The organism is Microvirga sp. RSM25 (assembly GCF_044784385.1).
Classification (GTDB): Bacteria; Pseudomonadota; Alphaproteobacteria; order Rhizobiales; family Beijerinckiaceae; genus Microvirga; species Microvirga tunisiensis.
In genome coordinates this window covers 5102264-5123031 of sequence record NZ_CP173039.1, presented here as the reverse complement: position 1 = coordinate 5123031, position 20768 = coordinate 5102264, and the positions used below count along the sequence as shown (strand labels likewise).

General features: G+C 63.8%; 19 protein-coding genes and 1 pseudogene. 6 read left to right on the top strand and 14 right to left on the bottom strand.

Annotated elements, in window-relative coordinates; translation table 11 throughout:
* Positions 1 to 94 precede the first annotated feature (94 nt).
* The 3 genes from ACD578_RS24305 to ACD578_RS24295 form a co-directional block, all read right to left on the bottom strand.
* A complete protein-coding gene (locus tag ACD578_RS24305) occupies positions 95 to 454 on the bottom strand; it encodes a hypothetical protein (protein WP_404289247.1) in 360 nt (119 codons plus the stop codon).
* Between the two features lie 386 nt (positions 455 to 840).
* Entirely contained in the window at positions 841 to 1668 is an 828-nt protein-coding gene (locus ACD578_RS24300; RefSeq protein ID WP_404289246.1) for an LssY C-terminal domain-containing protein, read from the bottom strand.
* 75 nt (positions 1669 to 1743) lie between these two features.
* Entirely contained in the window at positions 1744 to 2145 is a 402-nt protein-coding gene (locus ACD578_RS24295; protein ID WP_404289244.1) for a helix-turn-helix transcriptional regulator, read from the bottom strand.
* A 529-nt stretch (positions 2146 to 2674) separates the two neighbouring features.
* Here ACD578_RS24295 and ACD578_RS24290 point away from each other — a divergent pair.
* The 3 genes from ACD578_RS24290 (at position 2675) to ACD578_RS24280 (ending at position 4335) form a co-directional block, all read left to right on the top strand.
* The gene (locus ACD578_RS24290) at positions 2675 to 3163 is read left to right on the top strand and encodes a sulfatase-like hydrolase/transferase (RefSeq protein WP_404289242.1); all 489 of its coding nucleotides are present in this window, start codon (positions 2675 to 2677) and stop codon (positions 3161 to 3163) included.
* Entirely contained in the window at positions 3160 to 3633 is a 474-nt protein-coding gene (locus ACD578_RS24285) for a hypothetical protein (protein ID WP_404289240.1), read from the top strand. Before ACD578_RS24290 ends, ACD578_RS24285 begins: the two co-directional genes overlap by 4 nt.
* Positions 3634 to 3747: 114 nt before the next feature.
* On the top strand, positions 3748 to 4335 hold the full coding sequence (locus ACD578_RS24280) for a carbonic anhydrase (RefSeq protein WP_404289238.1): 588 nt from the start codon (positions 3748 to 3750) through the stop codon (positions 4333 to 4335).
* 1031 nt (positions 4336 to 5366) lie between these two features.
* Here ACD578_RS24280 and ACD578_RS24275 read toward each other — a convergent pair.
* The 8 genes from ACD578_RS24275 to ACD578_RS24240 all read right to left on the bottom strand — a co-directional run bounded on the left by ACD578_RS24275 (position 5367) and on the right by ACD578_RS24240 (position 11311).
* Positions 5367 to 5633 (bottom strand): HNH endonuclease signature motif containing protein, encoded by a 267-nt coding sequence (locus ACD578_RS24275; RefSeq protein WP_404294021.1) that lies wholly within the window; start codon positions 5631 to 5633, stop codon positions 5367 to 5369.
* 1213 nt (positions 5634 to 6846) lie between these two features.
* Complete coding sequence (locus ACD578_RS24270; protein WP_404294019.1) at positions 6847 to 7329, bottom strand: tyrosine-type recombinase/integrase; 483 nt, start codon at positions 7327 to 7329, stop codon at positions 6847 to 6849.
* A 312-nt stretch (positions 7330 to 7641) separates the two neighbouring features.
* Positions 7642 to 7914, bottom strand: coding sequence for a hypothetical protein (locus tag ACD578_RS24265; RefSeq protein ID WP_404289236.1), 273 nt, complete (start codon positions 7912 to 7914; stop codon positions 7642 to 7644).
* Positions 7911 to 9323 (bottom strand): hypothetical protein, encoded by a 1413-nt coding sequence (locus tag ACD578_RS24260; RefSeq protein ID WP_404289234.1) that lies wholly within the window; start codon positions 9321 to 9323, stop codon positions 7911 to 7913. Before ACD578_RS24260 ends, ACD578_RS24265 begins: the two co-directional genes overlap by 4 nt.
* A gap of 120 nt (positions 9324 to 9443) precedes the next feature.
* Positions 9444 to 9695: a hypothetical protein gene (locus tag ACD578_RS24255; protein WP_404289232.1), complete on the bottom strand. Its 252-nt coding sequence runs from the start codon at positions 9693 to 9695 to the stop codon at positions 9444 to 9446.
* Between the two features lie 115 nt (positions 9696 to 9810).
* Positions 9811 to 10812 (bottom strand): glutaminase A, encoded by a 1002-nt coding sequence (gene glsA, locus ACD578_RS24250; RefSeq protein ID WP_404289230.1) that lies wholly within the window; start codon positions 10810 to 10812, stop codon positions 9811 to 9813.
* Between the two features lie 48 nt (positions 10813 to 10860).
* Positions 10861 to 11145 carry a YXWGXW repeat-containing protein gene (locus tag ACD578_RS24245; protein ID WP_152710630.1) on the bottom strand — a complete coding sequence of 95 codons (285 nt, stop codon included), beginning with the start codon at positions 11143 to 11145 and terminating at the stop codon, positions 10861 to 10863.
* Between the two features lie 28 nt (positions 11146 to 11173).
* Positions 11174 to 11311: a hypothetical protein gene (locus ACD578_RS24240; protein ID WP_153885292.1), complete on the bottom strand. Its 138-nt coding sequence runs from the start codon at positions 11309 to 11311 to the stop codon at positions 11174 to 11176.
* Positions 11312 to 11651: 340 nt separating this feature from the next.
* Between ACD578_RS24240 and ACD578_RS24235 the strand changes: the two genes are divergently transcribed.
* A complete protein-coding gene (locus tag ACD578_RS24235; RefSeq protein ID WP_404289228.1) occupies positions 11652 to 11927 on the top strand; it encodes a hypothetical protein in 276 nt (91 codons plus the stop codon).
* Between the two features lie 351 nt (positions 11928 to 12278).
* On the top strand, positions 12279 to 13280 hold the full coding sequence (locus tag ACD578_RS24230) for a helix-turn-helix domain-containing protein (protein ID WP_404289226.1): 1002 nt from the start codon (positions 12279 to 12281) through the stop codon (positions 13278 to 13280).
* Between the two features lie 120 nt (positions 13281 to 13400).
* Here ACD578_RS24230 and ACD578_RS24225 read toward each other — a convergent pair whose 3' ends face one another.
* From ACD578_RS24225 to ACD578_RS24215, 3 genes and pseudogenes are all read right to left on the bottom strand, one after another.
* On the bottom strand, positions 13401 to 14501 hold the full coding sequence (locus ACD578_RS24225) for an efflux RND transporter periplasmic adaptor subunit (protein WP_404289224.1): 1101 nt from the start codon (positions 14499 to 14501) through the stop codon (positions 13401 to 13403).
* A 56-nt stretch (positions 14502 to 14557) separates the two neighbouring features.
* A pseudogene (locus ACD578_RS24220) lies at positions 14558 to 17643 on the bottom strand (efflux RND transporter permease subunit).
* Positions 17640 to 18737 (bottom strand): efflux RND transporter periplasmic adaptor subunit, encoded by a 1098-nt coding sequence (locus ACD578_RS24215; protein ID WP_404289222.1) that lies wholly within the window; start codon positions 18735 to 18737, stop codon positions 17640 to 17642. Before ACD578_RS24215 ends, ACD578_RS24220 begins: the two are co-directional and overlap by 4 nt.
* 412 nt (positions 18738 to 19149) lie before the next feature.
* Here ACD578_RS24215 and ACD578_RS24210 point away from each other — a divergent pair, with 412 nt between their 5' ends.
* Positions 19150 to 20721 (top strand): AbgT family transporter, encoded by a 1572-nt coding sequence (locus tag ACD578_RS24210; protein WP_404289220.1) that lies wholly within the window; start codon positions 19150 to 19152, stop codon positions 20719 to 20721.
* Positions 20722 to 20768: the final 47 nt, after the last annotated feature.

Sequence of the window (20768 nt, the reverse complement as noted above, 5' to 3'; positions counted from 1 at the left end):
ATGGCTGAAATCGTGTTCGGCTGCATATGCCATGTGTTTTGGAGGACGCTGGGTTAAACAACCACAGCGTCCTCAGCGATGTATTCAACCGGGCTCAACGCGCCAAGCCGCGTGGAGCGACGAAGTCAACCGGACCGAAGGGATTGCGTGATCCAACAAAAGGTCCATTGGTGATCGGATCAGGCAGGGTAGCGACGCCGAAGCCCGCGCCGTTGGGGGCATAGGGTGGGCTCAGCAGATAGGACTGTGCCTGCCCGTAGCCGGTATAGCCGGGATTGATTGATCCAACAGGAACCACTGGACCGGGGTCCAGGAAACTGCGGGGCGTCACCCGCAGGACGAGGGGGCCTCCTTGTTCAATGGTCTGGCGCCGGCGGCTCTGAGACTGAGCGTCCTCGGGAATGATCAGAAGTGTAAAGGCAGCAATCAGGACTATGACAGATGTACAGTGCATCGATAGTTCTCCTCTATCGGAGCGCGCTCGCTCGAGAGCCCCCGTTGCAGGCTTCTTCGTGATAGTCGGTGCTCGGCTCGTCACCTTCGGCGGGCGATCACTGTGGTTGGAAGGACATCTTGCGCGAAGCCGTCGTACGGCATTTCAACGCCTGTCTTTCGGCGCGCCTGCGAGAACACCATTGGTGCGATCAGTTGCAGAAAGGGCCCCGTCCGGTTTCCTCCGAACGGGGCTGAGTTTAACGGGAGGCCTTGACAAGGGATAAGGGGATAGAGCGGGAAGGGCCTCCCGAAGTGGATCATGCCTGATTGGCGGACGATTGCTTGACCGATGCAGACAATCTCTGCACGTTCTGAGACACCCAGACTCCCCGACGCTGATTTCAATCAGTCGCCTAGCTTGCCGGCAACCGCATTCCAGATCCCATCCTTCGCGGTGACGAGCGCCGGACTGGTCAGTTCCGTCGGAGGCTGCGTCCGTTTTTCTCCATCCGTCACGAGGACGGCCATCCAAATCTCGCCGTCGGTATAGTAGGGGTCTCCTTCCCCGTTTCGGCCGTTCAGCGTTGGGCCGATCCCGGATACCTGGTAGCGTGTCGTAACCATTCCGGCTCGGACGAGATCATCAATCAGGCCATCGCGCTCGGCGTCGATGTCCGGTGCGATGTGATGGGTGACCTGACCTGTGTAGCGGCTGACGCCAACGCCGCGGTCGAACGTCACTGATCCGAGCCAGACGGGTCGATCTTCCTGGCCATTCTCCAGCACCTTCCAGAAGCGAACGTGATGGCGCTGGTCGGCACTCGATCCAACGGGTTTCTCGAAGGCGAGATCCTCCCGCCGCCCCTGATAGAAGAGGGGGCTCACCGGCGCATCGTGGTCGGGCCGGTGGAGAAGCACGCTGCCGATGATCCCGATACTGCTTCGCAGCGTGATCGGATCGGCCGGGAACCAACCGGCCGCATGCATGGCGCGGACGACATCCTCCTGCGATCCGACAAGGCCGACATTGAGCGGACCACCAGGGATGCCCTGCTTCGTGTGCGTCACCATGGGGCGGCCTGCGAGCCCGCGCTGGTGTTCGTAGTGGGTCCATGCCGATGGCAGCACCACATAGGCCAGCAGAGCATAGCCGCCGAGTACGATGGCCCCGATAATCAAGCCCTCGCGAATGCGGGAGGCAGCCCGGGTTGTTGCATGATGGGGCTGGGTCATCCCAGATCCTCCAGGACGGGCACTGTTCTGACCTGGATCACGAACGGAGCTTGATAGTCCATGACAACCTCATGCTCATTCAGGCTTTCCTTTCGGGAGCCGCCGGTTCAGTCGATGCCTCTCACGCCATGCCGAGGGAGCCTGCCCAGACCAATGCCGAAAGGCCCGCGTGAAGGCGCTCGGTTCCGAGAACTGCAACACAACCGAGATCTGGTTCAGGGCAAGCTCGGTGTTGGCTAGCAGGTCACAGGCGATCGCAAACCGGATCTCGTCAGCAATCTGCTGAAATGAGACGCCCTCGTGCGCCAAATGCCGGCTCAAGGTGCGGTGGTGCATCGAGAACAGGCGAGCGATCTCCTTTGAGGTGCAGGGCCCCTTCAGCAGCTCGGTCCGGAGCACCCGGCGCAGGTCCTCGCCGAAGCCGCTCGAAGGGTTGCCCGTCCGCGGCCGGTCGTTCCCATCGCGTCTTGAGGTCATCGCCGTCGGCCGAGGCTGACGATAGCCAAAGTGTCCCTCATCATGAGCCCCGTCCGGTTTCCATGCGGGCCAACTTGGCTTGCACCGGCATGGGATTGTCCATCCTAGCCGCGCCATGCCCGTCTGCTTGATCAATGAGGACTTTCCGTTGACCGATCAGGACGACCTACTCCGCCTGCCCCCCGCGAGCAGGGACCTGATGGGGTCAGGATCGTATGCGACAGCCGGCTCGAGAGATGGCTCCATTCGGCGGAATGGCATCCGGACGGGATGTCCTGGATTGCCAAGTCGGTGTCCTGCCCAGTCAAGCAGGCCTTCCCCTGCCCGGTTAGGATGACGGTCGTGCCTGCCGCACGGCTGAGCCTGATCGGAGGCGTGGTCATGCAACAGGTATCCCAATCAGCGCCCCGGGTCATGGGCGCGTTGGCAATCGGCATGTCGCTCATGGCTCAGCGGCTGATCGTCGACACGGCGCAGGCACATCAATCGAATCCGAACGTTGTTTTCATTCTCGGCGACAACGTCGGATATGGCGACGTGGGCTGCTACGGCGGTGGGCAACTGCGCGGGCGGAGCGCTTCGGACGGTGAAGCCCTTTACCCCCGCTGTCCGAGCCAACATCGACTACGAGCTGACCGACAAGTCGATCGACTTCATGCGGCGACAGAGGACAGCCGGGCAGCCCTTCTACCTCTACCTGCCATTCTCGATGGGGCATGTGCCGAACCTGCCGGCGGAGCCGTTCAAGGGCAAGTCCCGGATCGGCAACTATGGTGACAAGCTGATGGAGGGCGACTTCCATGTCGGCCGGATCCTCGACACACTCAAGGAGCTCGGCATCGAGGACAACACGATCGTGTTGTTCGCCTCGGACAACGGGCCCTATGGCGAGGCCGTCCGCGAGTTCGGCAACCAGGGAACGCCCGATATGGGCAATTCCGGCCCGTTCCGGGGGAGCTCGGCGAAGTCACGGAAGGCGCGATCCGCACGGCGGCGATCCTGCGCTGGTCCGGGATGACTACGCCGAACGCGACATCCTATGCGATGTTCTCGATCATGGATCTCCTGCCGACCTTCGCCCGCATCATCGGCGGCTCCCTCCCGACCGATCGGCCGATTGATGGCGTCGACCAGACCGATGTCCTGGTCGGCAACAGCGAGACCGGCCATCGCGAGAGCCTGTTGAGCTTCATCGGCGGCGATCTGGTGGCCGCGCGCTGGAAGCAGTGGCGGATGTATTTCACCGACGTCCATCCGACGGGGGGCGGACCCCAGCGCGAGCCCGGCCTGTTCTCGGCGAGCGCCCCCATGGCGGGCTACCCCAAGGCCTACAACATCGAGGTGGATCCGCACGAGGATCTGGTGGTTGCGGGGGTGTTCAGTTGGATATCAGGACCTCCCCTGAAGGTCGTCGAGGAGTATCTGGCCCCGGTCAGGAAATATCCCAATCCGCCCGCGCCGAACATCACGCGCTTCAACGAGCGCTGATGGACGGGGTTTGTGGTCGTTCCTCCCCATAGGGATGGATGGCCCGATGGCTGCGGCAGCCGAATGAGGGCGGAGATCGGCTCATTGCCGACAGACAGGTCATAGGAGGGTGAGATGTTGTCACGACGGCACTTCTGCTGCTCGGGAGCCCTGGCCGGCACCGCGGCAAGCTTCGGGACCGCGTTTGCCGCCGATCAATGCGCGGCGACGACTCAGCAACGGCAGGCGGCGCTGAGCCCCGACGATGCCTTGGCGGAGCTCAAGGCCGGCAATGAGCGCTTCCTGTCGCAGAACATGCGCAACTGCGACCTGCTCGCTCAGGTCAGGGCGACCGCAGTCGGGCAGTTCCCGTTCGCGGCGGTCATCGGCTGCATCGATTCCCGGGTGCCCCCGGAGCTGGTGTTCGACCAGCGCATCGGCGATATCTTCAGCGCCCGCATCGCCGGCAACGTCGCCGACGATGACGTCGTCGGCAGTGCTGAGTTCGCGACTAAGCTGGCCGGGGCGAAGCTGATCGTCGTGCTGGGCCACAGCGACTGCGGAGCGGTCAAGGGCGCCATTGATGGTGTCGTGCTTGGAAGGCTCACCGACCTGTTGAACCGCATCAAGCCGGCGATGAAGCTAACAGGGATGCTCCCGGGGAGCACACGTCGAAGAACAAGAACTTCGTGCAGCAGGTGGCGACGACGAATGCCAGGTTAGCTGCCGAAGGCCTACAACGGGACAGCGAGGTCCTTCGGGATCTGGTTGCTCGGAAGGATCTCAGGATCGTCGCGGCGATGCACGATGTCGCCAGCGGGCGCATCACGTTCATGGAGTAAGGACCGGCTGCGGATCGAAGGTCGGGTTCTGGCACATTTCGGAAGTAGTCCAAGTGTCTGCTCTAGCAAGGAACAGCGGACGTTCCAAGTGGGAAGGGGATCGTCAGTGCATGACCCTAGGCGGACCCATCGGGCGAACCTACTTGGTAAGGCTCACAGAGACAAATCGCGATATGCAATGTCTATGTTAGGAGACGTCAGCAGCTTCGTCGCGCTGCATCTGCGGTCATAACGGTGGAGGCATATTACACCAGGGTTCAGCAGAGTGGTTGGAGGCATAACCGTGGTGTCATCGATATTGAGTTCGCGTACTGTTTGCGCTGTAGCCGGCCAGTCCTCTCCGTCAGCCGATTGAAAGTCCTAAGTTGCAGGTCGCACCCCCTGCAACCTGAAGAAGCAAGTTCCAATCAATACGTTGACTCCTGTCGCAGACGCCAAATCTCGAATGGTTGCACCCTGCTACTCTTGTAACCTATCTCACGCACCATGCTCTTTCTTTTCGCCATGTTGCTTTCTCATCATGACGTTTGCCATGACCATTGCGTCACGTGCCGAAGCGCGCTGAAGTAACCCTTCGACGATGCTGTCTCCGTCCATGATAACGGACGGCACAAGAGCGTCCACAGAACTTCGCGTTCAAGCGCTTACTCACAAACTCTTGCCCGCAGCACGAGCATTTAAGCGTCCTATTCTCTTGACGGTGGTTGATGTGGCGAGCGGCTGTGGCCCGGAAGTTGCAACTCTTATTGCAGTAGCGCTGTACCCGCCGGACTGCAAAGTAGCCTTGGCCACAATGTTCGCAAGTTCGCGCCTCGCCTGCAAACCTGTTGGCGCGCCAACGGTCCTGGCATCTATCAGAAAAGAACTGCTGAGGGGCCTGAAGGCTTCGCGTCTCGAACGGATCATTGCAGACTATGCAGATAACCCGATGGACCAACGCTTGTGCATCTCGGCGCTACTTGCTGCAAGCTGATTTGGGTGGATAGTACGGCCAATTTGATGGTACCGCGTGTGCTCGCTACGCGGCATGGCTTCGAGATTGTCAGGGCTGTTGTTGCAGCGATCATGATCCCGATGATGCACGACATAGTCCGGCGAGATCGGGCCGAAGTGGTCCTCATAAACCCGACGGTGGAGTTTATTGCCATGCGTGTTGCAGTAGTAGCCGCTCTTGCACAGCTACCAGACTTCGCCGCCGTAGATGATACGCCGAGGATGCGAACTACCGTGCATGGCGGCCTCCGGCATCGTGATCGTTTGCGAGGAATGCCGTAGTATTGCCTGCGGGACCTAGCGTTGACTCGAGATGCGCCCGTCGGACTAGTCGTTCCAAATTCCGAGTCATGCTCACGCGTTGGCCGAGAACCGACGCCACCGGCGCATAATTGTGGCGACAATGCCGCTCCCGCCGCACACGGAAGCGAAGGGCGTAATGTGCTTGCGACGTGTGTTGTTTGATGATGTAGAAAATCGCATCTTCCTCATCGCCAGCCACCCTGAGATGGGCAACCTCAGGCTCGGCCCAGCCCCGAGCGAGTGCTCGCGTCAGTTTTCCTTGCAGACGTCGAGGCACATGGAGGAGCATATACAGATGCTCCCGGTTGGCTCCAACATAGTTCTCGCGCACCCACGCGGCAGACCATTGATAGCCCTGGCGCCGAAACCACTCCCCCAACCACTTGATCACCTTGCGCTCGAAGTAGCGGCGAAAGTCGGTAGGCGTACGCTGGGCGATAACCTCTTGCTTCGCAATGGCTTGCGGTGGGTGTTGCAGGCCTAACCTAGTAAGGATGGTTTCACTTGTACCCATCGTATTGTGAGCGCTACGTTGGGGCACTCGGAAGGGCGATGCAGGCATCGTCATTTCCACCCCCGCTCGATCAAATCGCGGATGTCCATTACCCGCCACACGGTGATCCTCCGACCGAGGCGCACCGACTGCGGAAAGCACCCCGATTTTACCCCCGGCCACCAGGTAGATCCCCCGATCGGGATGGCGCGCCCTGGCCCAAGAAAATGGTTAAGCCGAACAAAGCCCTCTTGAGGGAGTGGCATCCATTTACCCGAAGAATCCATCATGGCCTCCATTAGGATCCCCCGCTTGACCGGTTGGGATCATGTTGGTTTCAGCCACTCAACCATTGTTGCAAGAATAGGTTTGCACGCGCCAGCTATCGAGAATGCGGAAAACTCGTTTATATGCGAACAATTAAGCAATTCGGTTTGTGGCAATTCGCCATAATAAGTAAATTATCAGCCTACATTTTATCTCTACTTTTGTGGCGAATTGCCACGACAGAAATCATCTTTCACTTTAGCAACTGCTCTAAAACGCAAGACGCGACAACGACATACGGCATGAGACAAGCCAGATTTCGTGCCGCTCGTTTCGCTATTGAACTTGCACTTGCACTACGGCGCCAGACTGCAGAACAAATTCGCACCAGGCATTCATGAGTTGACGCCGCTTTTCGAAGAAATCGCTCCGCCGGTAAGCCGCCTCGACTTTATTTTCGAGCACGTGCGCCAAAGCGGCCTCGGCTACCTCACGCGGCACATCTGTTTGCTCTGCTACCCAGTCCCGAAAGGAGCTGCGGAACCCATGCACCGTCGCATCGACCTTCAGCCGTCGCAGAAGCATTTCGAGCGCCATATTGGACAGAGGCCGATTATGTTTTTGTCCAGGGAAGACAAAGTCTCCGGTACGAAGCGCCGCCATGGTTGCAACAATCTCCTGGGCCCTTGCTGAGAGCGGCACTCGGTGCTCTTTGCCCGCCTTCATCCGTTTGCCAGGGACCACCCATGAACCCCGTTCAAGATCAAACTCGTCCCATTGGGCTCCAATCCCCTCGCCGCTGCGAGCAGCCGTGAGGATGGTGAAATCGTAGGCATCGGGGTTCGAGAACTCCCTCCCCGCCGGCGGGATGAACTCGCCCCTGATGATCTGGTCGGCTGCGTTTCCACGAATCCATAGATCCGTCGGATCGTTGGCCGGAAGGGGAATCCAGAAGTGGTATCAATGGGCGCGACCCGGGATGTTTCCCCAGGCCGGCAGCCCCGTCCGCGGTGGAAGGTCGGCGAGCGCCGCGCGGGCGCGAGCCTCGCGTCATCTTCCTCGGCGACATCGTCGACCATGGTCCCGACAGCCGGGGGACGATGGACCTCGTCGCCAAGACGCTGGCTCCCATCATTGCGACTTCACGAGGCCGGAAAACCCGGCAACGGCCAGCAGGCTCAGCGCCCATCCCACGACGGACTGGAAATAGAAGTAGGTCAGGGCGGACGTGCCCCAACGCTTCGATGGATCCGGCCGCCAATACGCCTTCTGATCCATCTCGAGCACCGGCAGCAGCGTGTCCAGGGAATACATCCAGGCATTGAAGCGGGGGTAGCTCGACGCCTCCCACTGCTCGCGGAAACACGCAAGCTGCGTTTGGCCCGCCTCGGCACGACCGCTCACGGACTGTTGCGTCGATGCGAGAAATCGCTGCTCGGACTTGCCGACCCCGCACAGCGTCCACTCGGGCGAGCGCAGGACCACGGGGCTGTTCGGCTTGAAGGCGTCCTGTAGCTCCGCGTATCCGAAGATGATGACGCCGAAAAGCCAGAAGAGAGCGTGAGCCACACGAAGGCCAAAAGCGGCTGGCGCCCGTAGGCGACGGTGACCTCCAGAACGCCGTCCTTGATGGCGATCATCCCCCGCCACAGGCGGGACCGCGCCCGCTTCCGACGTGCCCGCCTTTGCAGGCGCTCCTTCGCAATGAGCACGGCGCGCGCATCCTCATCGTGTCCCATCTCGCGAAAGACCGTCGCGAGCTGCTCGAAGGGCTGCGGCCAGAAGTCCTCGCCCCAGCGCTCCGGTGTCTGCAACGAGAGCCAGGCGAGGCGGCCCGTTGCATCGACCGGCCCGTCGATGAAGGCCCCGTAGCGGCAGCGGTTCAACCGGACATCGCCCTTGCCGGGCCAACACGCGAATTCATCATGGACCGTGTCGATCGAGGCTCCCTGCATGTCCAGGAGACCCTTGACCTCGGCACCGTTGCGCAGGAAGAAGGCGCCTTCGATCAAGGTGCGGCTCAACTGGAGCGCATTGTGACCGGGATTGACGAAGGCCGCGCCGGTGCAGTCCAGGTCTCCTCCGATGTGGGATCCCAGCAGCCGCACCTCGCCCTCGACGACGGCGGCGCGCAGGATGACGCTGCCACCCGCCTTGATGGCGTCGGCACCGATCGCGACCTTGTCCGGACGGTAGACGACGAGCCCGGCGCAATCGAAGTCGGCTGCGAGTTGCGCGCCCGACACGTTGATGCCGCCCCTGATATCGGCGCCCCGCAGGTAGATGTTGCGCACCTCGAGGCTTCTGGCATTGAGCGCGATGCCTCCGATAGCGTGAATGGTAGCCCCATCGCACGCGAGGTTGCCGCCCAGGCGCGCGTCGGCGAGGCGGATCTCCCCGCTGACGTGGGCCCCGCGCAGGTAAAGCCCGCCCCGGGCCTCGAGCCGCTCTGCATCGATTCCGGGGAGGAAGGATCCATCCAGGAACAGGCGATCGATAACGGCCGACCTCAGAACGGGAGCGGCGTCGAAGCGGCAGTCCTTCAACCCGATGTCGCGGAACACACGGCATGCCTCGAGGTCGAGGACACCCCTGATGTAGGCCCCGCTCAGCCGAACCCCTTTCTCATGGGGCCGATAGCCTTCCTCCCCGCCCAGGAGGAGGAAGCGCAGGAACGCTGCGCGGACGGCCCGTGACGGATCATCCGCTTCCGGACGCGAGCCGTCGCCCAGACGATCGAGATCGCCGCTGAGGAGACGGGAAACGATCTCCTCCTCGGCCGGCAGGAAGGGCCGAAATCTGTCGCTCTGCACGGGCCGACCTTTCTGTTCGCCCTGATGTTTGGCCTCTGCCGTGTTCAAATATCGGCAGGCCCGTCACAATCAGACCTAACCCGATCCGCCCCAGCCGGGACAGTCGGCTGACGCTCATTCTCACGATCGGTTCACCACAACCTTTGCTGCCGCCAGGCGCCGGTAGAGGGTCCGGCGACGGAGCATGGGCAGCCAGTCGTAGAGGACCATCTCGGCGGGCCGCCAGATCACGACCCAGCCGACGATGACGAAGCGCTCCTGGAGCACGCGGCCGAACGGTCCTCCGGCGCTCTCGGACAGCCTCCAGGGAACGAAGAGGCAGCCGCCCAGAACCGCGACGCCGATCGCCTGGCCAAACGCGATGGCTATCATGAGGATCCACTACGCCTTTTCCTCCGCCTGGACGTGATTGAGGGTCGTCGCACCTGTCATGGGTGTCGCCCTGGGCGAGCGGCCCGATGGTGTTCGGCGAAATGGCAGCACCTCGTTATGTCTCCGGCGTCGAGACGAGCAGGTCGAGACCGAGGCACTGCGACAGGAACTGCGCCGCCAGTTGCCCCCTGACGCTGTTGCCGGCCTCATCGAGCGGTGGCGCGAAGGTGCCCAGGCCGCCCTTGCCCGGCGACACCGTGACGATGCCGCCGCCGATGCCGCTCTTGCCCGGCAGGCCGATCTCGTAGAGCCAGTCACCCGAGGTCTCGTACAGCCCAGCGGTCAGCATGACGGCGAGCGCGTAGTGGCAGACGTCCGGATGAACGACCTGCTCCCGGGTGACCGGATTGAAGCCGCCATCAGCGAGCGTCGCACCCATGACCGCAAGATCCTTCGCGCTGACGTTCAGCGAGCATTGCCTTGTGTAGAGATCGACCGCCTCGGCGGGATCGCAGTAGATTCGGCCGACGCTCTCGAGCATCCAGGCGATGCTGCGGTTGCGGAAGTTCGTCTCCGATGCCGAGGCATAGACCTCCTCGTTCAGCGCCAGCTCGCGTCCGGCAAACCGCGAAAGCCCCTCGTGGATGAAGCGCCACTTGGCGTCCGTGTTCCCGCCGGGCGCCAGGCTCGTGGTTGCGATGGCGCCCGCATTCACCATCGGGTTGGTCCGCCCGTCGGCATTGCGCTCGATGCCGGCAAGCGAATTGAAGGCATGGCCCGTGGCGTTCACGCCGAGCCGCTCGCGCGCTCCCGTCGCGCCGATCAGGTTACAGACCAGCGCGAACACGAATGGCTTGGAGACGCTCATGACGGTGAACGCATGTTCGGCGTCCCCGACCTGGAAGACGCTGCCATCGGTTCCCACGACGCAGATGCCGAACAGGTCGCCCGGCACGCGGGCGAGCGCCGGGTAGACCTGCGAGACCTGTCCTTGGTCGACGGACCGGAACCGTTCATGGGCTTCCATCACGAGCCGTTTGACGGCCTCCCCGGACGGCAGCCGCCCGGTGGAGATGTAGGAGGTTCCGGGGTTCACGAACGGGTTTAGCAGTTCCATGATCAGCCTCCTCTCGCGTCTCCCGCGACGGTGTGCTGCCGCTGCCGCCTACCAGCGGCCCCTGCGACGGACCCAGTGGCCCGACACCCAGACCCAGCGTCCGCGGCGGGCATTCCAGACCCAACGGCCCGGCACCCAGATGAACCCAGGCCGTGGCCGCGGACGGCGCTCGACCCGCCGGCGTGGCGCGGGCGGACGTCGGCCGGGCCGTGGCCTCTGAGGACGACGTTCGGGCCGCGGCTGGGCTTCGGCGTCCGTCGATGCGACCGTGCCGAGCGGGATGGCTAGCACCGCACCGAGCAATCCGGCCAGAAGGGAGCGTCGTGACAGCATCTCAATCTCTCCCGCTGTCTTCAATGCGTCAGGCCGGATGAGCGGCCATCGTGCCCGCAGCTTCCACACCCTCGCTCGGGCTCGGCGGGTGCGCCCGCGACAGGGCGGCCTGGAGCTTGGCTTCCTGGGTCGGGTTATCGAACCCGACGATCACCAGTTCAGCCATGATGTCCTCCCAAGCGCAGCGAGAGGCCGTTGCGAACGGTGAGAGTATCGCCTGCTGGAGGCACGTCCATCGGGCAAAACCCCGAACCGGGACCGGAATTGTCCCGAGAACGTGTGCAAAAACCGCCTTCGCCGAACCGCCGCTTTCACCACGGTCGCAGGTCCGCCCCAAGGACCTGCGACCGGACCGCCAGGGGATGGTTGCGCCCGACCCGATTAGGGCCTCTCTCCCGAGGATTTCAGGGTTTCCCCCAATATCCGAACACGAGGCGATGGCGGAACCTGTCGTCGTCCGCGGCCCACGGCGGGTCCGCGATCAACAGCCCGGAAGGGAAGGTCCGATGAGGAAGATCATGACAGCCATCGCCGCCGCGGCGCTCACGCTCTCCATCGCAGCTTGCGAAACTCCCGGCGAGCGGGCGGTGGGCGGCGCCGCCATTGGCGGCCTCGCGGGGGCCGCGATCGGTGGAGCGGCGACGGGCCGGGCCGGAGGGGCCCTGGCCGGAGGGGCTATCGGTGCGGCCGGCGGGGCCATCGTCGGCAGCGCGACAGCCCCGCGGAGCCGCTGCCCCTATGGGACCTTCCGCGACCGATGGGGCAATCTCCGCTGCCGCTGATCGCACGGTGAGGTCGATCGCCTGGGAGCGGTACCTGGCGGGCTTTGCGGAACCCGCCGGGACGGAGCGGGAGCCGACATCGGGTACGCGGGTGGAATGGACTTGGCGGCGTGAGTTTCCGCGGGGCCCGCGTCCCCGACAGCGACGGACGCGATGTCCCGAGACAGGATTGAGCACGTTACCGCATAACCGTTGGAGCCCGCCATTCCCCGCACCGGGAAGGATCTTTTGGCGCGGCTTCAGGCCAATTCCCAGTCCGCCCCAGGGTTAACCCCGATAGACCCGTTGCTTGCGAGGGATAACCTGAGGGGTCACCAAGGCCGCCCATCTTCCCCTCGAGGAGCACGTTCCATGGCTGAAGTGCCGTCAAGGAGCAATCCCGTTTCCGCAATGGCCCGATCCATGCCGACCCCGCCCGGAACTGTCCGAGAGATCAAGGTTCGACAGGCATCAGCGTTCTTCGATGAGGCCATTGCCTCCCTCGACCGCGAGGCGCATTCGAAGAAACTCGATTATCGATCCTGGGACCTGGGCGTCATCCGGCTGGAACGGATTTCACTGGTCCGGAGATCGGGAAGGATCCACCGCCACGGCACTATCCGGGCTGATGGCGGGTCCCGCGGAGGCCATATTCGGTCCGGCCCGTCCGCGTACTTGCAGCAGGGATCGCCACCTGACATGAATTGCCGGATCCTGATCGCCTCACTCGACAAGGAGGCCTCCGAGCAGATCTTGACCGCATTCCTTCCGCGTACCGTGCTGGGGAAACCGGTGCTGTCGCCAGGCAGGGAACACATGGTGGCCCTGAATTCGTGGCAAGGTGCCTTTCTTGCGGACCATCTCCTCTCGTTGGCCCGGGTGCTGCCCTCGATCCCGAAGGCGCACTGGCCGATGCTGGGGGCGGTGACCTGCACCCTGGTTCAGAGCTGCCTCGTTCCCGCGCCGGGCAATCCCGCACGGACCGACACGTCGAGAGCCTCGGCACTTCGCGAGCGTCTCCGCTGCGTCGTCAGACGGAACATGAACTCGCCGGATTTCGATCCGGAGGCGCTCAGGCGGCTTGTCGCGATGTCACGATCCAAGCTTTACCGTATTTTCGAGGGGGTTGGCGGCGTCGCGCGGTTTATCCAGGACGAGCGCCTCGATGCGGCTAGGCAACGCCTCGCCGACATCGGAGACAGGACCTCGATCAGGGCGCTGGCCGGTGAGGTCGGGTTCCTCGAACACTCGACCTTCAGCAGGGCGTTCAAGCTGAGATACGGCAGCAGTCCCTCGGAATTCAGGGAGATGGTTTCCGCCCATCATCCTCTCGAGACACGTGACCATCGACATGATGTCGAGAGCATGCCTTGAGCATGCGACGGGTCCGGGTGACATGTGCAGGCTTAACGATCGTCATCATCACATCCACACCATCGGTCCGGAGCAAGGTCGGGCGCTGCCCCTGTCTTCAGGGTGGACCACGCTGCCGCCTCAATTGAAGCGGGACATTGCGCCAGCCCTCTGTTCACGGGCAGTCGTCGGCCGCGCCCTGACGGGAGCCACTCGCTGGCCCGGGTGAAGGGCCTGGACACCGCCGGTGACGACGACATCGTCCGGGTCGAGCCCGTGCGAGATGATGGCCCTGTCGGAATCAAAGCGCAGGATGTCGACGGTTCGCAGCGAAACGGTGGACGTCGCGGGATCGACGATCCAGAGTGCCGGCGATTGCCCGGCCCTGGTGAGAGCGCTCGCCGGAACCGCGATGACCGCCGGAGAGAGCAGTTCGATCGTCCCGATGACGGTCGATCCCAGCCGCATGGTTTCCGGAGGATTTTGCAGGCTGACCCGGACCTGGAACGTGCGGGTCACGGGGTCCGCCTGCGCCGCGATCTCGCGTACGCGCCCGACGGCGACGACGGAGCGGTCATCGGCGAGGGCGACGCGGATGACCGGATCCTCGTCCTGCCGCTCGAGGAAACGCGCGGGCACGTTGAATACGGCATCGCGTCCATCGTCGCGGGCCAGTCGCACGATGGCTTGGCCCGGCTGCACGACTTCACCGGGCTCGGCGCTTCGAGCCGTCACGACGCCGGCGGTGCTGGATCGAAGCTCTGTGAAGCCGAGGCGATCACGCGCCAGTTCGACTTGCGCCTCGGCGTCCTCGAGGCTGGATTCGGCGGTGTTCCTCGCCTGCAAGGCCTGGTCGAAGCGCGGCCGGGTCGTGAAACCCTGCGCCATGAGCTGTTCCTGACGGTCAAAGGCACTGCGGGTCGTGCTCACCTCGCCTCGCGCGGCCGATAAGGTTGCCTTCGCGGCCGTGAGGGCATTCTGTTCGGTTTGCGGGTCGAGCCGGGCAACGAGTTGCCCGGTCGAAATCCGGTCGCCGACGTTCACGGGTCGCTCCACGACGCGGCCACCGATGCGGAACGCAAGCGCGACGTTGTTTTCTGCCTGGATCTCGCCCGACAGTTGGATATCGTTTGCCAGCTTGCTCGCCTCCACCGAGACGACATCGACCGGGCGCCCCATATCCGGCGGAGATGGTTCGCTTTGGCCGCATGCAGCCAGTCCGGAAAGGATGACAGCGGTCATCGCCGGCCTCGGTCGGACCCATGCAGTCAATCGTGACGTCAGGGCGGTCATATCGGTCATGATCGGGACGCTCCCGCAACCGTCGGAGCGGCGTCCACGGTGCCAGCGGCGGACGAACGCCTGTCAAACACGGTGACATAGAGCGTGGGCAGCAGGATCAGGGTGAGGACCGTGGCGACCAGGAGCCCGCCCATGATCGCATAGGCCATCGGGCCCCAGAAGACCGTCGGTGCGATCGGGATCATGCCGAGAACGGTAGAGATCGCCGTCAGCATGATCGGACGGAACCGCGTCGTGCTTGCGTCGAGCGCGGCCTCCACGACGCCCTTGCCGCCGGATCTCTCCGCCTCGATCTGCCCGATCAGGATCACGGCATTCTTCGTGATGATGCCGATCAGGGCGAGAACGCCGAGCAGCGCCACGAAGCCAAGGGGCTTGCCCGACATCAGGAGGGCCCCGACGACGCCGATGAGGCCCAGGGGGGCGATGCAGAGGACCAGGCCAAGCAGCTTGAAGCTGCGCAACTGCGCCATGAGGACCGTCAACATGATCAGGAGCATCAGCGGAACCACCGCAATCACCGACGCCTGCGACTTCGCGCTCTCCTCGACGGTTCCGCCGACATCGATCCGGTATGAGGGCGGCAGGGTCCGCCGCAGTTCATCGATCTTCGGGGTCAGGGCGGAGACGGCCGTTTCGGGAAGGATTCCCGGCGCGACATCGGCGGCGACGGTCAGCGTCGGCACCCGGTCCCGGCGCCAGACCAAGGGTGTATCGAGCCCGTAGTCGAACGTGACGAACTGCGACAGCGGCACGGATTGGCCCCCGGCAAGGCGACCTGCATGGTCCTCAACGTCTCGATCGAGGCCCGCTCGTCGTCCCTTGCGCGAGCGACGACATTGACGAGATAGATGCTGTCACGCACCTGGGTGACGACCGTTCCGGACACGACCGTGTTGAGAATGGACGCGAGCGCCGCCGAGCTGAGGCCAAGGCGCCTCGCCTCATCCTGGTCCACCCGCAACTGAAGCTTGCGCGATGGCTCGATCCAATCGAAATTGACCTGCTTGGCCTGCGGGTTCGAGGCAACGACCTGGGCCAGCTTCATGGCAATGGTGCGGACCTCGCCGGTATCCGGTCCGCTCACGCGGTATTGCAAGGGCCAGCCCACGGGCGGTCCGAGCTCCAGCGGGTAGACCCGCCCGACCAGATTCGGGAACTCGTTGGCCAACATCGCTTCCAGCTTCACCTGAAGCCTTTCCCGGGCGGGCACATCCCTTGCGACGATCACGGCCTGGCTGAAGAAATCGTTCGGGAGCTGGACATTCAGCGGAAGATAGAAGCGGATCGCGCCGCGTCCGACGTAGGTGCTCCACCGCACGACGTCGGGATCGTCCTTCAAGGCTGCGTCGAACCGACCGACGAGTTCCTCGCTCGCGAAGATCGAAGCGTTCTGGGGCAACGTCAGGTCGACCAGAAGCTCCGGGCGGTCGGACGCCGGGAAGAACTGACGCGGCACCAGCGGAAGAGCCAACAGCGAGGCGCCGAACAGGCCGATGCTGACGGCAATCGTGAGCCACCGGGCCCTGATGGCGCCGGAGAGGAGCCGCCGGAAAAGCACGACCGCGCGGCCCGGTGGTGCGTCGGCTGAAGAGGTCTTCGGCTTTGACAACATCGCGACGCCGAGCACCGGCGCGAACACCACCGCCACGAGCCAGGAGATGACCAGCGCGATGCTGACGACGGCAAAGAGCGAGAACGTATACTCGCCCGCCGAGCTTGCCGCGAAGCCGATCGGGACGAATCCGGCGATCGTCACCAGCGTGCCGGCCAGCATGGCCATGGCATACCGCTCGAAGGCATAGGTCGCGGCCTTCACCTTTTCGTCGCCCGCGGCGAGGCGGGTCACCATGGCGTCGGTGGTCGTCATGGCATCGTCGACGAGCAGGGCCAGCGCGATGATCAGCGCCCCCAGCGAGATGCGCTGCATGTCGATGTCGACGACATCCATGATCGCGAGCACGGCCGCGAGTGTCAGCGGAATGGACAGGGCGACGACCAGGCCGGGGCGGATCCCGAGGCTGATGAAGCTTGCGACGAGGATGATGGCAACCGATTGCCAAAGCGACGTCATGAAGTCGGCGATCGCGTGATCGACGGTCACGGCTTGGTCGGCCACCAGATGCGGTTCGATGCCGAGCGGCAGGTTGGCGGTGATCCCCGCCATCGCCTTCCTGACATTGTCGCCGAGCGCCAGGATGTCACCGCCGTCCCGCATGGCGATGCCGAGGCCGATCGCCTCCCGCCCGTCGACACGGAACATCGGCTGCGGCGGGTCGGCCGGACCGCGCTGTACCGTTGCGATATCGGCCAGCCGGACCATGCGGTCACCCACCGGAAAGTTCACGTCGAGAAGATCGGCTTCCGTCTCGAAAGCCCCGGATACGCGCAGGGCCATGGTCTCGCCCCGGGTCTGGAGCACACCCGCCGGCCGCACGAGGTTCTGGCTCTGCAAGGCCGCCAGGAGGACCGTCCGGTCGATGCCCAAGTTGGCCAGTTCCCTCACCGAGAACTCGACGAAGATCCGCTCGTCCTGGGCGCCGATGATCTCGATCTTGGATACGTCGGGAACAAGCAGGAGCCTGGAGCGGATGTCCTCGACGTAGTCCCGTAGCTCCCGACGGGTGAATCCATCGGAGGTGAAGCCATAGATGATGCCGAACGTGTCGCCGAACCGGTCGTTGAAGAACGGCCCGAGCGTGCCGGTCGGCAACGTGTGGCGGATGTCCGTCACCAGGTTGCGGACCTGATACCAGGTGTCCTGCACGTCCGATCCCGGGATCGACTGCTTCAGGTTGACGAAGATCGTCGTCAGTCCCGGCGTGGTCGAGCTTCGCAGGAAGTCGAGGCCGGGTGTTTCCTCGAGCTGACGCTCGAGCCGTTCCGTGACCTGCGTCAGGGTATCTTCCATGGTCGCACCGGGCCAGGCCGCGGAGACGACCATCGTCTTGATGACGAAGGAGGGATCCTCATTCCGGCCGAGGCGAAAGAATGCCAGGAGGCCAGCGGCCACGGCCACGATCATGAGATAGATCACGACGGAGCGGTTCCTCAGGGCCAGTCCCGACAGATTGAAGGTCATTGCGGTTCCATTCCGGGGAGCATTACGGATTGGCCCTCGTGCAGGAGATTGGCGCCGGCGGTCACGACGATGTCGCCCACGGCGATCCCCTTCGCGACGAGGGCGGTTGCGGGACCGGCGCTGATCACGTCGAGGGTGCGCCAGATGACCTTGGTCGTCCCTGGATCGACCGCCCATACGCCGGTGTCCTGCCCCCGCCGCACCAGTGCCGTGGAGGGGATCGCCAGCGCCGTCTGCGCGCTCCCCCGGAGGGTGCCCGAGACGGCCGTGCCGAGCCTGAACGATTGCGGCGGATTGGTGAGGCCGACACGGATGGCAAACGTTCGGGTGACGGGGTCTGCCTGCGGAGCGATCTCCCGGACCCGGCCGTGAGCCTTGACATTCGGATCGCTGGCCAAACCGACGACGACCTCGACATCCGGCGTTGCCGCCCGAGCCAGGTCGGCCGGGATCTCGAAGACGGCATCGCGACCATCCCGCCGAGCGAGCTGCACGATCATCCGACCGGCTGCGACCACCTCACCGGGCTCCGCGCCGATTGCCGTCACCACGCCCGGCGCATCCGCCTTCAGGGTGGTGAACCCGACGATATCCTCGGCGGTTCGGACGCGGGCCCCGGCCCCGTCCACCTGTGCCTGCGCCGCCGTGCGCGCCTGCTCGGCGGCCTCGAAATCGGCTCGCGTGGTAATGCCGCGTTCGACGAGTTGACGCTGCCTTTGGTACTGGTTGTCCGCCTGTGCCAGGACGCCCTGGGCCGCCGCCAGCGCCGCCCGCGCGGAGCGGAGCTCGTTGAGCTCGTTCTCCGGGTCGAGACGTGCGACCACCTCTCCATCGCCCACCGACACTCCGACGCGGGCAGGCCTTTCGACCAAACGGCCGCCCAATCGGAACGACAGAGATGCCTGGTCCTGAGCCTCGATATGGCCCGCGAAACCGACATCCGCTGACTTGGCGGCAGGCTCGACCACGATGACACGGGCGGGTCGAACCGGTGCCGGCGCCTCGACCTCGGCCTGGCATGCGGCGCACCAGAGCACGAAGGCGACCGGAACGGCGACTTGCAAGGGAGGACGAGCGCCGAAATCTCGAGACATTTCCCACATCCTGCCTTCCGCAAGCTGCCTTCCGCAAGTCATCGGCGGGCCTCGCCCGACTCCTCCGGCGCCGAGGCAGCAATCGGCGGGGACCCCCAGCCGATGGCCGCAATGCACCTCCAGGACCGGTGCCGCTTGCTCCCCGGGTATAGGGTATCAGAAAGTCCCGATTGCGCAGATTAGCTCATCATCCCAACGCTGCGCGATGCATCCCATTTTTGGATCACAGTCCTCGCGTTGTGAGGTTCATCCCACAAATTGGGACGGCCCGTCTAAGCCTGGGACGCTGCGCCGATGCATTACGGAGCGGGCGCGCTAAGCTCACTTGGGTCACCGCTGGGCACCGTTGCGTCGATGCGGCTGTGGCAAGCCTGTCCCCGACGCGACGGTCATGTCGCTTGAGGCTAGAGCGATGGCAATCATTCAAACTGCGCCCAAGTCCCTGGACACCCAGCCCAAGACCGTCATGCAGCGGTTTCTCGACGGCGTCGAACGGGTGGGGAACATGGTTCCCCATCCCGTGGTCATCTTCCTGATCCTCATCGCCATCGTCATCGTGCTCTCGGCCGTGCTCAGCCTGTTCGGAGCCGCCGTCTCCTTCGAACGCATCAACCCGGACACGCACCAGGTCGAGACCGCCACCACAGAGATCCGCAGTCTGCTGAACACGGACGGCATCCGCTTCCTGTACGCGTCGCTAATCCCGAACTTCATGGGCTTCACTGCGGTCGGGCTCATGATTGCGGCGATGATCGGCGCCGGAGTGGCGGAGGAGTCCGGCCTGGTCACCGCACTGATCCGGAAGCTCGTCATCGTGTCGCCGAATTGGGCGCTGACTTATATCCTGTCCTTCGTCGGCATCCTCGCCAGCATCGCGGCCGATGCCGGCTACCTGGTCCTGATCCCGCTTGCGGGCATCGCCTATCTGGCTGTTGGACGGCATCCACTGGCCGGCCTCGCGCTTGGTTTCGCTGCCGTTGCCGGGGCCTTTACCGTCAACATGCTGATCAAGCCACTCGACGCCGTGCTCGTCGAATTCACCAATGACGCGGCTCATCTCGTCGATCCCAACCGGTCCATCGGCCTCGCCTCGAATGTCTGGTTCTCGTTCGCCTCGGTGCTGTTCCTCACCGTCGTCGTCGCCTTCATCACCGACCGCATGATCGCGCCCCGCCTGGGAACATACGATCCGAGTCTGGCGGCGGAAGGAACCACGACGGAGCAGGGCGCCGAACTCTCGGAGCAGGAGTCCCGCGGCCTGCGGTTCGCCGGCTTTGGACTCCTCGGGCTGCTTGCAATCTTCTGCCTCCTGACCCTTCCCTCGTTTGCACCGTTGCGCAATCCCGAGACCGGAGAGCTCATCGGCAACTCGCCCTTCATGAACGGGCTGATCGCGCTGATCATGCTGATGTTCCTCGTCACGGGATGGGCCTACGGCATCGGTGCCAGCACTCTCAGGACGCTGCCCGAGGTGATCGCGGCGATCGAGAAATCGATCAAAAGTCTCGGCGGCACGATCTTTTTGTTCTTCGTTCTGAGCCAGTTCGTCGCCTATTTCACCTACACCAACATGGGCACGGTGATGGCGCTCAGCCTGTCGGGTGCTCTCCAGGCAGCCAATATCGGAGCGCTGCCGCTGCTGCTTGGCTTCATCGTCGTTGTCGCCATCATCGACCTGCTGCTGACCGGCGCCATCGCCAAATGGGCGATCTTCGCGCCCGTCTTCGTGCCGTTGCTCATGAAACTCGGGGTCGAGCCGGAGGCGGTGTTGGCCGCCTATCGCGTCGGCGACTCGCCGATGAATGCGATCACGCCCCTGAACGCCTATTTCGCCCTCGTTGTCGGGTTCGCGCAGAGATACGATCGGTCGGCGGGCGTCGGCACCATCGTGTCGCTGATGCTTCCCTATGTCGTGTGGATGTTCATTCTCTGGACCGCTCTCTTCGCCATCTGGCAGATGCTCGGACTTCCCTGGGGAATTTGAGCCGACGCCGATGTCCGTCTGACCGACGCCGTCGTGAGGCAACCTCA